Below are 12,229 nucleotides of genomic sequence, written 5' to 3' on the forward strand. Positions count from 1 at the left end.
GGACATTCGCAGGTAGCTCGCAAGGGGGACACGCGGGCGACGGTGTGACCGCTAGGCTCTTCCGATGATCGATCTCCGCCGGGTCAAGGACCTGTGGCGGCGGTGTGACGTCACGGTACGGGATTTACCGTTCGCGCTGCTGCTGACCGTCGCGTCACTCCTGCCGGCGTTCCAAGGCCGCGGGACGCAGATCGGCGACCTGCCGGCCCGCCCCTACGACGCGCTGGCCGTCGTCGTGATCGCTCTCGAATGTCTCCCGCTCACCGTGCGCCGGCGGTGGCCGGCCGCCGGTCTCGTCCTGGTGTCGCTCGGCTTCGCCCTCGACCAGCTCTTCGCCTATCACGCGCTGGCCGGCACCGCGCTGCCCATCGCGCTCATCAGCGCGGGCGCCCATCTGGAACGTGGCCGGCGCGTCACCGTGATCCTGCTCTCCGCCGCGTACCTGCCGCTGATGTTCGCGCTCGACCGGCTCGGCTCGAAGGAGACGCCGGCCGACATCGCGCTGTTCTACCTGGCGCTGGTCCTCGCGTGGGGCATCGGGACCTGGTTGCGCTCCACCCGGGCCGCCGAGGCCGAACGCCGCCGCCACGTCGCCGAGGCCACCCGCGCCGCCGAACGCACCCGCATCGCCCGCGAACTCCACGACGTCGTGACCCACCACGTGACGGCGATGGTCGTACAGGCCGAGGCGGCACGCTACCTGACCGCCGCGCCCGACCGCCTCGACGCGACCCTGACCGCCGTCACCGACACCGGACGGCGGGCCATCAGCGATCTGCGGCACCTGCTCGACCTGCTCAAGGCCGACCACGACACCGACGCCGGTACGCCGTCCGCCGGCGATCTGCACACGCTCGTGGAGCAGACGCGTCAGGCCGGGCAGCCGGTGACGTTCACCGAGGAGGGGGAGCCCGCGGAGTCGGCAGGCAGTGCGGAGTTCGTGGCCTATAGGGTCGTGCAGGAAGCTCTGACAAATGCCCTCAAGTACGCCCACGGCAGTCATACCGAGGTCCGCGTGGGCTACGGCGAGAAGGAGATCACCGTGGAGGTCGGCACCGACGGCTCCGGCTCCCGCACCCGCTCTCCCGGCGGGAGCGGGCGGGGCCTGGCCGGGCTCCGCGACCGGGTCGACGCCCTGGGCGGCGAGTTCAGCGCCGGCCGGCGCGCGGGCGGCGGCTTCGACGTACGGGCCCGCATCCCCGCCGGGAGCGCGTCGTGACCGCGCCGATCCGGGTCCTGGTCTGCGACGACCAGGCGCTGATCCGCACCGGGTTCGCGACGATCATCGATGCGCAGCCCGACCTGGAGGTGGTGGGCGAGTGCGGGGACGGCCGCGCCGCGGTCGACCTCGCCCGCCGGCTGAACCCGGACATCGTGGTGATGGATGTACGGATGCCGGTGCTCGACGGCATCGGGGCGACCCGCCTGCTGGCCGGCGCCGGGGTGGCCGATCCCGTCAAGGTGCTCGTGGTGACGACGTTCAACCTGGACGAGTACGTGTACGAGGCGCTGCGCGCGGGGGCCAGCGGGTTCCTGCTCAAGGACGCCCCGCCGGCGCAGCTGCTGCACGGCATCCGCACCGTCGCGACCGGCGCCGCGCTGCTGGCACCCGAGGTGACACGGCAGCTCGTCGGCAGGTACGCGTCGCGGATCCGCCCCGCCGAGGACACGCCGGACGACGCCGCGCTGACCCCACGCGAACTGGAGGTGCTGCGCCTCATCGCCGACGGCCTGTCCAACAGCGAGGTCGCCGCGACGCTGGTGATCAGCCAGGAAACCGTCAAGACGTACGTCTCGCGCATCCTCACCAAGCTCGACCTGCGTGACCGCGTGCAGGCGGTGGTCTACGCCTACCGCAGGGGCTTGGTGACCTGAGCCCCCTCGGCCGTGCGGGTCAGTCGTCGATCGTGTGTTTCCGGCGCTGGACGTACAGGCGGTTGCCCTTCGGCCCCGTCCATTCCACCCGTACGACCCCGGGCACCGCCGTGTCGCCGACGCGCGACGGGTCGGACCAGTAGCCGAATCTGGGGTTGCGGAAGAATGTCGCCCACAGCTTGCCGCTGTGGTCCACGAAGAAGTTGTTGTGGCCGGCGCCGACACCCACGGTCCACCGCTTCGAGTACGGTCCCTCGAACGTGTCCGAGACGGCGACGACCGCGTCGTAGTGGTACTGCGTGCGACCGGCGCCGGGGGGGTCGTAGGCGTACCGGGTGCTGCCGTCGGCATTGGTCGAGGATCGGTTCCAGGCGGCCTGGAGCAGGAAGTACTTGCCGCCGTGCTTGAACACGTACGCGCCTTCGAGATACGGCTCGGGCGCGTAGGGCACCTGCTGGAAGCTCGGGAGGTTGGTGGTCGGGACGATGTCCTCCATGTCGTCCCGGAACTTCGCGTACAGGTGGTTGTGCAGCACCAGCCAGGCGTCATCGCCCTCGGTGTAGAGGCTGCCGTCGATGTGGTGGTAGGCGCCGGGCAGGATGAAGCCGGGCCCGCCGATGAAGGAGTCGCCGAAGGGCTTGTCGTGGTTGCCCTGGACCAGCCGGTACGGGCCCTCAACCCCGCCCTCGCTCACCAGCATGAACGAGCCGACCTTCTTCGAGTGGTCGCCCATGCAGGCGACGATGTACCACTTGCCGCGGAAGTAGTGCACTTCCGGGGCCCAGACGTCGCCGCGCTTGCCGAACTGGTCGTCGTTCCAGTACTCCTGCCACGGAGCGACCACTGTGCGTCCGGGCCGGTTCTCGTCGGCGAACTCGGGCGACCAGACCTTGCCCTTCTCGGCGCCTGGGCGGATGCCCGTGGTGTCGGCCAGCCTCCAAGGCCCGCGCAGGGACGGGGAGGTCCACACGAAGATGCCGTCGTTCCACGGGGCGGGCCCTGCGGTCCCTGGCGCCCGGGTGGTGCCGGTGGCGACGTAGACGGGACGGCCGTTCACGACGAAGCAGTTGACGTAGGTGTCGCGCATCCAGACCCGGCCGAGCTCCTGGTCATGGGGGCGGAGTTCCAGCGGGAGGATGAAGGAGTTGTCCTCGCGCGGCCACAGGTCGAGCCGGGTGTCGGCGAGACCGTAGGGCTCGAGGTCGGGCCAGTTCGACGGGTATCGCTTCATGGCGGCGTTCGCCGGCGTCGCCTGCGCGGCGGTCGCGGGCAGCGCCGCCGCTCCCAGAAGGCCGGCGGCGCCCGCCAGCAGGGACCGCCGGTCGACGTTCAACCCGTTGTCGGCATCAGTCATCACTCACGTCCTCCACGTCAGCGCCCATCCGATGGGCAGCTTGCGGAGAGTGTGCCTAGTCGTTCATATTTCGTCAATAACCCGGAAAAAATAGCCCGCGATCGCGCAGGTGGGGTCACAGGGAGAAGAACGCAGGTGCTGCCGTTGTGGACAAAACAGTTTTACGGGCCTGTCGAGTCGCCGGCGGCTGAACGTACCGTGCCCCCACCGGCCACCAGCGCGACGACCGTCTGGCCGGCCGCGGCCACGCACATCAACATGATCGGTGCTCGCCAGCCGGAGCTCACCGTGTGCAGCAGCCCGAAAACCACTGGCCCCGCGGCGGCCAGCAGGTAACCGATCGACTGCGCCATCGCCGACAACGCGCCCGCCACGCTGGCGTCTGGGGCGCGCAGGCTGATGAAGGCCAGCGCGAGCACGAGGCAGGCGCCGCCGCCCAACCCGAGGACGACACTCCACAGCAACGCCAGTCCCGGCGCCACGAAGAGTCCGAGGTAGCCGAGGAACATGGCCGCCGAGCAGATCGTCGCCAGCGCGCGCTGGTCGCGCGCCCGCCGCATCGCTCCGGGCACCGCCAGGCTGGTCAGCACCGCGACCGCCTGGAACAGGAACAGCAGCCAGCCCGCGGTGGCCGCGCTCATGCCGTTGTCCTGGAAAACCTGGGGCAGCCACGTCACGACGACATAGAAGCCCAGCGACTGCAGTCCCATGAACGCCGTGACCGCCCACGCCAGCCCGGAACCCCACGGCAACCGGTGTCCGCGAATCGCCCGCGCGGTACGCCGCGGAGCCCGCACCTGGGGAAGCCACAGCAGGACGGCCACCAGCGCGAACAGGACCCAGCAACCCAACGCGGTGTACCAACCGCCGGGGGCGACCTCACTGATCGGCACCGCCACCCCGGACGCCACCGCGGCGACACCGCCCATCACGGTGGCATAGGCGCTGGTCAGCAGTCCCACCTTGGTGGGGAAATCGCGCTTTATGAGGCTCGGCAGCAGCACGTTGCCAACGGCGATGCCCGCCCCGATCAGCACGGTTCCGCCGAACAGACCGACGGCCGCCGGCATCCACCGGAGCGCGATCCCCAACGTCAGCACCACGAGCGCGGCACCGAGCAACCGCTCGGCTCCCCACCGCGCGGCCAGCCGGGGCACCAGTGGGGACAGCACCACGAACGTCAGCAACGGCAGCGTGTTCAGCAGGCCCGCCACGGCCGGGGCCAGACCCAGATCGGCCTGCACCTGATCCAGCAACGGCCCGACGCCGGTCAAGCTCGCCCGCAGGTTCGCGGCCACCACGAGCAGCCCCCACACCAGCAACGCCTGACCGGAACGCCGCGTCGACGTACTCTCCATGCACACCACGATCGAGCCGCACCGTGGCCGACAGCCAGACCGAGCTCAGGCTAGCCCCCGGAGGGTCACCCTCCGCACTGTGCGATCGCCGGGCGGCCCGGTAGCGTGTCGACGTGGGGACGCCACTGGGGAATTTCATCCGGGCCAAGCGCGACAGCATCCAGCCGGAATCCCGTGGACTGCCGGACCGCGGCCGCCGCCGGTCACCGGGTCTGCGCCGGCTGGACCTCGCCACGTGGGCCGGCATCAGCGTCGAATACCTGACCCGCATCGAGCAGGGCCGCGACCGCAATCCGTCGCCGGCGGTCATCAACGCCCTCGGCGACGCGCTGCGCCTCAGCCCTCCGGAGCGCAACCACCTGCGCTACCTCGCGAAGATCACCGGCGACGAATGCTCCGTCCACATCCGGCCCGTGCCACCGTCCCGGCACGTACGACCGTCGGTCCTGCGGACACTCCGCCTCCTCGAACCCGGCGTCGCCATCGTGACCAACCGGCTGGGCGACGTCCTCGCCCACACCGGCGGCTACGAGCTGGTCACCAGCGGCACCGGACTGCTCGACGCCGCCCATCCGAACCTCAACCGCTACCTGTTCACCGACCCCCGCGCCCGGACGTTCTTCGCCGACTGGGACGACATCGCGGACGAGCAGGCCTTCGACCTGTGGCAGGCGCCATCCCTCGAGAACCTCGAGTGGCTCACCGCGGAGCTCACCCCCATCGCCGGGCCCGACTTCACCCGCCGCCTGAAGCGTCATGTGGTGCCGCGACGTGGCGTTCTCCGGCTCAACCACCCGGCCGGGCACCAGCTTCGACTGCTTCGCGAGACGCTCGAACTGCCTGCGGAGGCCCAGCAACTCGTCGTCTTCCTCCCAGCCGACGACCAGACGGCCGAGGCCGTCGACCGACTCCGGCGCCGGTCCCACGGCCGGCTCCGGTCCATCTCGTGACGAGGTCACCCTTCCGTGCGAGTGGGAACGACGGCCGTGCCTCCCCACGGAGCTGCCAGGCGAAGAGGCCGGCCGCCGGCCTTCGCGGCGGTTCTCCTGGCCTGATCCAGCCGTACGGCCGGCGTCGATGGCAGGACCCCATCGGCGGCCGGCGCCTGATCGCCGGTCGCAAACGACGTGCCACCGCACTGAACGGCCATGCGGCGCGTGCCGCACCCGTGGTGGCGCCGTTGCGGATCAGGTGGGATGTCCCATCAGGTCCTGCAACGCGGCGGTCATCGCCGCGACCAGGTCACGTCGCGGATCGATGAGCCACTGGAGCTGGTGCCCGTCCCACAGGGCCACCAGGGACCCGGCGATGCCCTTCGGGTCCCTGGCGTTGGAGATGCGGCCCTTGTCCTGGTCCCGGCGGACGGCGACCGCGAGCATTCTCGCACCTGTCGCGGAACCACTCATGCGCCGGATGGTCCGGCGCCGACGACTCCGCGGCCATGAGGGCGAGCAGTCGCAGCATCTCAGGCCGTTCGAGGTTGCGGCGGACGTGCTGCTCCCCGGACACGATCGGCGAAGACGCCCGCCGCCTCGACCCGACCCGTCCCAAGACCGCCGCCTTTCACCTGCGCGCCCGCTGGCGCAAGGACGAGTGAGTCCCTGACGATCCCGGCTCCGGCCGAGCGCACTCTTGCCGGATATTGAGAAGCGGCGTGGTGGCCATGAACTCGCAACATCAACAATGAGTGATGGATCAACTCATTGCGTTTATGGTCGGCGCCGATCTCGCATGGCGCACAAAGGCGTGAAGTCGGGCCGATATCCGCCAGGATGAATGCCGTCCTGTCGGCGACTGAAGAGAAGGATGAGGTCTTCCAGCCGGGTCTCCGGAAATCTGAAATTCCACATTCTGGCGAGATCGATTCGTGTGAAGCGCCAGAGCTCATATTGTGCTTACCTTTGTCTGTGCCCGGTGATCTACTCGACCTCATTTTGCTGACCCTGCTCATCCTCTCCGGCGTCTCCGGTTATCGCCAGGGATTCATCGTCGGGGCCGCGAGCTTCGTCGGCTTCGTGGGCGGATGCGTGCTCGGGATCTACATCGCGCCACCTGTGGCGGGCTTGGTCGTGGACGGGGATGTCCCGGAGTCCATGCTGGCGATCATCATCGTGTTCCTGGCCGCGATGATCTTCCAGTTCGGTACGTCCACTGTCGGCGCGGTGATCCGCTCCTACCTGCGGCACGAGCCGGGCAGGATGCTGGACGCGCTGGGCGGCACACTCGTCTCCGGTTTATCGGTGCTGGTCATCGCCTGGCTCGTCGGCAGTGTGCTGGTGTCCAGCTCATTGACCACCGTCGTGGAGCAGATCCGCGGCTCACTGATCCTGGGGACAGTGGACCAGGCGATACCCCAGGCGGCACGTGACTGGCAGAAACCGTTCAAGCGGTTCATCGACCGATCCGATTTCCCGCCGGTGCTGGACGCGATCGCCGGCCAGCCGACCGTGAACGTCCCGCCGCCGGATGCGGAGGTGCTCGACAGTGCCGGCCTGCGAGCGGCGCGGACAGGCATCGTTCAGGTGCAGGGAGTGGCCCGCTCCTGCAACAAGCAGATCACCGGCACCGGATTCGTGTACGCGCCCGATCACATCATGACCAACGCGCATGTGGTCGCCGGGGTCGACAGCGAGTTGGTCGTCATCGATCACACCGGCCGATCGCACCCCGCTGTGGTAGTCCACTACGACCCGCAGCGGGACGTGGCGGTGCTGTATACGCTCAACCTCGGGTTGCCGTACCTGACCTTCGAGGCCGAGGCGGACAAGGGCGATGACGCCGTCATCGCCGGGTATCCCAAGAACCAGGGGTTCACCACACAGCCGGCCCGGGTCGCGGCACGGCAGCGGGCTCGCGTCCCCGACATCTACCGGGTCACCGAGGTGACGCGGGAGGTGTACCTCATCCGGGGCAAGGTCCAGCAAGGCAATTCGGGCGGCCCCCTGTTGAGCCCCGACGGCCGGGTGCTGGGCGTGGTCTTCGCCGCCGTCGTCAGCGCGGACGACACCGGGTACGTGCTCACCGCCTCCGAGGTCGCCTCCGACGCCCGCCGCGCCGCCGGCGCCACCCAGCCCGTCAGCACTCAGGCCTGCGACTGACGCGGGTTGTGTCGCGGTCAGATCCCCTCGCCGGGACGGCCCACACTGTCGCGCGGCGGTGGCCGGTGCGTTCGCTCGGACGGCGCCGGTCACGGCTTGAGGACGATGCATCATCTTCACCCCTGCGCCGGGAACCTCCGCGATTGACCATCTGAGCCTGCTCCGCGTGCTCGGCCACGACGACTTCGTGCCCGCCACCCCTGCCCGCCGCTGACACCGTACGAGGCGCGGTTTACCCGGCGTCGAGCTGGTGGTCGGCCCAGACGTAGGTTTCGGGGAGCAAATCGGTGATGAGGACCGTTCGGATGCGGTCGTCCTTGCCGACGATGACCTTGAGGGCGGGGAAGTAGTCGAGGAGGACCTGACGGCAGCGGCCGCACGGGGGGACGACGCCCCGGTCGCGATCGCCCACGGCGACGATGGTGTCCAGCTCGTAGGCGCCCTGGGCGGCTGCCGCGCCGATGAGGACCAGCTCGGCGCAGGGTCCTCCCGTGAAGTGGTAGGCGTTCACGGCGGTGATGATCCGGCCGTCCCGGGCACGGGCCGCGGCTGCCATGGTGTGGTTGTCACCCCGGCAGCGAGTGCGGGCGACGTGCGTCGCGGCCTGGATGAGTTCGTGGTCGACGTGGTGGGGCTGCGTGGTCATCTTCTCTGCTGTTCCAGGTCCTGAATGTGGCATTCATTACCGGCCCTTGGCTTCACAGGGCCCGTGGCGGGGGTAGTTCCTCCCTCAAGGGGCGATCTTGGGCTCCAGGAGGAGGTCGACGATGTACGCAATGGTACGGCGGTACGAGGGGGTAACCGATCCCGCCGGGGCCGGGCGCCTGGTGAGTGAGGAGTTCGTGCCGCTCATCCGCCCGATCCCCGGGTTCGTGGCCTACTTCTGGGTTGACGCCGGGGATGGGGTGATGCTTTCCACCAGCGTCTTCGAAGATGAGGCTGGAGCCGAAGAATCAACCAAGAAAGCCGCGGACTTCGTTAGGGAGCGCATGGTCTCCCTGCTTCCCAACCCTCCTCAGGTCACGGCCGGTGAGGTTGTGGCGTCCGGGTAGTGGGCCCCCGGATTGCCGCCGCGTCAACGTCGGCGTCTGGGAAAGGGTAGGGAACTTTCTCCCCATTGCCGCTCGTCATCGCGAATAGCCACCGTCGCCGGACTGGCCCTGTTCGCACGCCTCGGTTGACGGCAGCCCGGCTGCTCGGCTCCTTCAGTCTTCAAGCCTGCTCAGGTTCTGGGGTTCGGCGACCCAGCCGGCGGTCAGGATGAGGCGGCTTCGGCGGTCGACCGTGAGGAATCCGAAGGGATGGCTGAAGTCGAGGTCGATGTGTCTGACGCGGTAGGGAGGCGGTGGGGCGATTCCGCCTCCGACGGCGCCGAGGGCGGTTACGGCGGCGGCCTCGAAGCCGGTGGCTTGGAAGGTGGCGACGGCGTCCTGCCGGGCCTGGGTGACGGCGAGCGGTTGGGCGCTGATGCCGGGGAAGTGCCCGCGGGTCACGTCGGTCACCGTTGCCAGGCCGAAGACTTCGGGCAGGTCCAGGAGGTCGTGCGTGGAGGCGATGGTGAAGCGCGGGACCGTGACGTTCAAGGCGTCGTCGGGGGCGCGGTCGCGGACGTGACGGACGGTCATTCCGGGAGCCGGGCTGTCCGCAGGCAGGAGGCCGGCTGGGGTGGTGGGGTGGCGTCCGGCCAGTACGTCGATGCCGGCGGTGAGGACGTGGCCGGGTTTCATCGATTCGTCCCCGAGAACGAGGTGGACGTCGATTCCGCCCGTGCCCATGACGCGGAGCATGGTCAGCGGGCCGGCGGGGGTGTCGGCGACTCTGGCGCGGTTGAGTACGCGGGTCCTGCGGCGTAGGACGTGGATCTCACGTCCGGCCCACGGGCCGTACTCGAACAGGTCGATGCCGTCGGTGAACGGGCGTAGCCAGGTGGTGCGGACGGTCAGCGCCATGGCCAGGACGAGGAGCACGCGGGCGGTCAGCTGGAGGGGCATGGCGGGGATGAGCCCGCCGGTCTGCTCCTTGGCCCAGGCGTCGAGCCGGAGCTGGTCCGCGGCGGGGTCCGAGGTCAGCTCGCCGTACATGCCTTCGGGAAGCGTCGCGATCCAGGCCGGATGCAGCGGCAGGTCCGGCCGGGACCACAGGCCCAGTGCCGACCGGATCGCCGTGGACCTGTCCATGATCGACAGTACGGCTCGGGCCGCCTGGGACGCGGTGGCGGCGTCCATCCCGACGGCATCCTGCAGTTCTGTGCGGCCTCGTCCCTCGGCGGCCGATGCCAGGTGGGCCAGCAGCGGCCAGGCCCCTGCGCCGGCCATCACGACCGATCCACCCGAACAGGTCTGCACCCACCGGGCGGTTAATGCGTTCACCGCGGTCACCGAGTCCTGCTGCCAGTTCATAAGCAAAAGTCCCCTTCCGAAGGGAGACCTTAAGAGATCCGTAAGGTGATTCCGCGAGGCTACAGAACATCAGAGCGGCTAGCCGGACGGCTCCGCCCCTTCCTTGGAGGAACATCATGAGGACGATCGCTGCAAGCCTGTTCATCTCGCTCGACGGGGTCGTCGAGGAGCCGGCACAGTGGCACTTCCCGTACTTCAACGACGAGATGGGCGCCGCCGTGACGGCGCAGATGGCCGACACCCTGCTCCTGGGCCGCAAGACCTATGACAGCTTCGCCGGAGCGTGGCCGGAGCGGGAGGCTGAGGGCGGCGAGGACGCGGGCTTCGCGAAGACGCTCGGCGACGCGCGGAAGATCGTCGTGTCGCGCCAGCCCCTGGAGTTCAGCTGGCGGAACTCCGAGCTGCTCCAGGGCGACCTGGTCGAGGCCGTGACCGCGTTGAAGAACGAGCAGGGCGGCCGCATCGCCGTCAGCGGCTCGGTGTCGGTGGTCCGCCAGCTCCTGGCCGCGGGGCTGCTGGACGAACTGCACCTGCTGGTGCACCCGATCGCCGTCCGCAAGGGCGAGCGCCTGTTCGACGAGGGGGAGAACTCCATCCCGCTGGAACTGATCAAGTCGGAGACGTTCGCGACGGGCGTGCTGTACCTGGTCTACCGGCCCGCCGGGGCGAGCGGTGACGCCTCCTACGACGACGCCAAGGCCCACCTGTCCCAGGGCGAGCAGTAGACGCGAGAGCACAGGGGCATGCCGGCCGATGAGGTGTAGCTGTGCGGCCGAGGTCCATGGAGAACTCGGCCGGCACGACCTCACACAGGTCCAGCTGTGTTGAGGTCGGCGGCGAAGTGTCATAGTCGTACTGCTTCTCCCAGGAGTGAAGCCACGAAGGGCTGTCGAACCGCAGAGGTCAGTGACGATCGGAGAGCCGCCGCACAGATGAAGAAGTCATTCAGAGGCCTTGGCGGCGGCAGGATCGAAGATCACACACCTCCGCTCCCCGGACACCCCGTGCGAACGGACAAGATCGCACGCGTCGGCCCCTCCTGGCGGTACCGGATCTCGGGGCCCTTCCTCCTCACCGCGCTCCTGGGATTCGGCGCCTTGGCCGGCGCCCTCTTCCTGCCCCGCTACCTGCTCGCATGGGACCTGGGCGCGGCAAAGCCGCCGGCCGACTTCGCCACCGCCGTGAACAACATCCGCACCGCCCTGCTCCAGGGCGTCGGTGGCCTGGTGCTGCTGATCGGCGCTTATCTCACCTGGCGCCAGCTACAGCTCAGCCGTCACGGGCAGGCGACCGAGTCCTTCGCCGCCGCCATAGCGCATCTGGGTGACCCGAGCGTGGACGTCCGCCTCGGCGGCATCTACGCGCTGGAACGCATCTCCCGCTCCTCCACGGCCGACCGCCGGACCATCGGGGAGATCCTCTCCGTGTTCGTCGGCAACCGAGCCTGCGAGCCGCAACGCGGCGCCCGGCACGCGCGTCACGCCGCCACGGCGGCGGGCGGTTCGGTCAACCTCTCCCTCCGCGCCCCTGACATCCACGCCGCACTGACCGTCCTCGGCCGCCGGGACGCGGTCCGGGGACAGGTGCTCCGCCTCGACCGCCTGGTCCTGCCCAGGGTCAACCTCGCCTCCGCGCGGCTGCGCGACGCGGACTTCCATTTCGGCGATCTGACCGAGGCCGCTTTCGTCGGAGCCGACCTGACCCGCGCGGATCTCAGCGGGGTACGACTGGCGGGGGCGATCCTTGCCGACGCGATCCTCTACCAGGCCGACCTGCGCGACGCGGTTCTGACCGGAGTCATCGCCGAGGGCATCGACCTCCGGGGCACCGATCTGACCAGGGCCGACCTGCGGAACGCGAACCTGCGCGGCGCTCGCCTGGACTACGCCGACCTCCGTGGCGCCACGCTGACCGGCGCCGTCCTGACCGGTGCTTCGCTGAAACGCGTGGTCTTCGACGAGACCACCGCCTGGCCCGACGGCTTCGACACCTCCTGGATCAGACAAGCACGGATACGGTCGCTCCCGCCCGTCCGTATCAGAAACTACGAAGAGCTCGCTGTCCGGCCGGCGCCCGTCAAGACCGACTCGCCGGCCGAAGCCGAGTAGGCCCCATCAGCGGGCAGGGGCTACGCCGGCGTCCGCC

General features: G+C 69.4%; 13 protein-coding genes. 8 read left to right on the plus strand and 5 right to left on the minus strand.

Annotated features, from left to right (window positions below; all coding sequences use genetic code 11):
- Window positions 1-64: 64 nt before the first annotated feature.
- Window positions 65-1,219 (plus strand): histidine kinase, encoded by a 1,155-nt coding sequence (locus ABZX61_RS32995; RefSeq protein ID WP_355200039.1) that lies wholly within the window; start codon window positions 65-67, stop codon window positions 1,217-1,219.
- On the plus strand, window positions 1,216-1,875 hold the full coding sequence (locus ABZX61_RS33000) for a response regulator transcription factor (protein ID WP_355200040.1): 660 nt from the start codon (window positions 1,216-1,218) through the stop codon (window positions 1,873-1,875). Before ABZX61_RS32995 ends, ABZX61_RS33000 begins: the two co-directional genes overlap by 4 nt.
- Before the next feature lie 19 nt (window positions 1,876-1,894).
- On the opposite strand, the gene ABZX61_RS33005 is transcribed toward ABZX61_RS33000, so the two are convergent.
- Window positions 1,895-3,229, minus strand: a complete 1,335-nt coding sequence (locus tag ABZX61_RS33005; protein WP_355200041.1) for a family 43 glycosylhydrolase — start codon at window positions 3,227-3,229, stop codon at window positions 1,895-1,897.
- A gap of 161 nt (window positions 3,230-3,390) precedes the next feature.
- Window positions 3,391-4,587 carry an MFS transporter gene (locus ABZX61_RS33010; RefSeq protein ID WP_355200042.1) on the minus strand — a complete coding sequence of 399 codons (1,197 nt, stop codon included), beginning with the start codon at window positions 4,585-4,587 and terminating at the stop codon, window positions 3,391-3,393.
- A gap of 113 nt (window positions 4,588-4,700) precedes the next feature.
- Between ABZX61_RS33010 and ABZX61_RS33015 the strand changes: the two genes are divergently transcribed.
- Window positions 4,701-5,537: a helix-turn-helix transcriptional regulator gene (locus ABZX61_RS33015; protein ID WP_355200043.1), complete on the plus strand. Its 837-nt coding sequence runs from the start codon at window positions 4,701-4,703 to the stop codon at window positions 5,535-5,537.
- A 237-nt stretch (window positions 5,538-5,774) separates the two neighbouring features.
- On the opposite strand, the gene ABZX61_RS33020 is transcribed toward ABZX61_RS33015, so the two are convergent.
- Entirely contained in the window at window positions 5,775-5,993 is a 219-nt protein-coding gene (locus tag ABZX61_RS33020) for a hypothetical protein (RefSeq protein ID WP_355200044.1), read from the minus strand.
- 35 nt (window positions 5,994-6,028) lie between these two features.
- On the opposite strand from ABZX61_RS33020, the gene ABZX61_RS33025 reads away from it, so the two are divergent.
- Window positions 6,029-6,184, plus strand: coding sequence for a hypothetical protein (locus ABZX61_RS33025; RefSeq protein WP_355200045.1), 156 nt, complete (start codon window positions 6,029-6,031; stop codon window positions 6,182-6,184).
- A gap of 175 nt (window positions 6,185-6,359) precedes the next feature.
- Window positions 6,360-7,685 (plus strand): MarP family serine protease, encoded by a 1,326-nt coding sequence (locus ABZX61_RS33030; RefSeq protein ID WP_355200046.1) that lies wholly within the window; start codon window positions 6,360-6,362, stop codon window positions 7,683-7,685.
- Between the two features lie 232 nt (window positions 7,686-7,917).
- On the opposite strand, the gene ABZX61_RS33035 is transcribed toward ABZX61_RS33030, so the two are convergent.
- Window positions 7,918-8,331, minus strand: coding sequence for a cytidine deaminase (locus tag ABZX61_RS33035; protein ID WP_355200047.1), 414 nt, complete (start codon window positions 8,329-8,331; stop codon window positions 7,918-7,920).
- 121 nt (window positions 8,332-8,452) lie between these two features.
- Here ABZX61_RS33035 and ABZX61_RS33040 point away from each other — a divergent pair, with 121 nt between their 5' ends.
- Complete coding sequence (locus tag ABZX61_RS33040; RefSeq protein WP_355200048.1) at window positions 8,453-8,737, plus strand: hypothetical protein; 285 nt, start codon at window positions 8,453-8,455, stop codon at window positions 8,735-8,737.
- A 153-nt stretch (window positions 8,738-8,890) separates the two neighbouring features.
- Here the strand turns inward: ABZX61_RS33040 and ABZX61_RS33045 are convergent, their stop codons facing one another.
- A complete protein-coding gene (locus ABZX61_RS33045; protein ID WP_355200049.1) occupies window positions 8,891-10,084 on the minus strand; it encodes a serpin family protein in 1,194 nt (397 codons plus the stop codon).
- Window positions 10,085-10,200: 116 nt separating this feature from the next.
- On the opposite strand from ABZX61_RS33045, the gene ABZX61_RS33050 reads away from it, so the two are divergent.
- Window positions 10,201-10,809, plus strand: coding sequence for a dihydrofolate reductase family protein (locus tag ABZX61_RS33050; RefSeq protein WP_355200050.1), 609 nt, complete (start codon window positions 10,201-10,203; stop codon window positions 10,807-10,809).
- Window positions 10,810-11,088: 279 nt separating this feature from the next.
- A complete protein-coding gene (locus ABZX61_RS33055) occupies window positions 11,089-12,192 on the plus strand; it encodes a pentapeptide repeat-containing protein (protein ID WP_355200051.1) in 1,104 nt (367 codons plus the stop codon).
- The last annotated feature ends 37 nt before the right edge of the window (window positions 12,193-12,229 follow it).

Source organism: Nonomuraea sp. NPDC003709 (assembly GCF_040610775.1).
GTDB lineage: Bacteria > Actinomycetota > Actinomycetes > Streptosporangiales > Streptosporangiaceae > Nonomuraea > Nonomuraea angiospora_A.

Coding starts and splice junctions, on each gene's coding strand:
- ABZX61_RS33010 (WP_355200042.1), bottom strand. CDS start 4,587: ATGGAGAGTACGTCGACGCGGCGTTCCGGTCAGGCGTTGCTGGTGTGG.
- ABZX61_RS33045 (WP_355200049.1), bottom strand. CDS start 10,084: ATGAACTGGCAGCAGGACTCGGTGACCGCGGTGAACGCATTAACCGCC.
- ABZX61_RS33005 (WP_355200041.1), bottom strand. CDS start 3,229: ATGACTGATGCCGACAACGGGTTGAACGTCGACCGGCGGTCCCTGCTG.
- ABZX61_RS33020 (WP_355200044.1), bottom strand. CDS start 5,993: ATGAGTGGTTCCGCGACAGGTGCGAGAATGCTCGCGGTCGCCGTCCGC.
- ABZX61_RS33030 (WP_355200046.1), top strand. CDS start 6,360: ATGAATGCCGTCCTGTCGGCGACTGAAGAGAAGGATGAGGTCTTCCAG.
- ABZX61_RS33035 (WP_355200047.1), bottom strand. CDS start 8,331: ATGACCACGCAGCCCCACCACGTCGACCACGAACTCATCCAGGCCGCG.
- ABZX61_RS33050 (WP_355200050.1), top strand. CDS start 10,201: ATGAGGACGATCGCTGCAAGCCTGTTCATCTCGCTCGACGGGGTCGTC.
- ABZX61_RS33025 (WP_355200045.1), top strand. CDS start 6,029: ATGAGGGCGAGCAGTCGCAGCATCTCAGGCCGTTCGAGGTTGCGGCGG.
- ABZX61_RS32995 (WP_355200039.1), top strand. CDS start 65: ATGATCGATCTCCGCCGGGTCAAGGACCTGTGGCGGCGGTGTGACGTC.
- ABZX61_RS33040 (WP_355200048.1), top strand. CDS start 8,453: ATGTACGCAATGGTACGGCGGTACGAGGGGGTAACCGATCCCGCCGGG.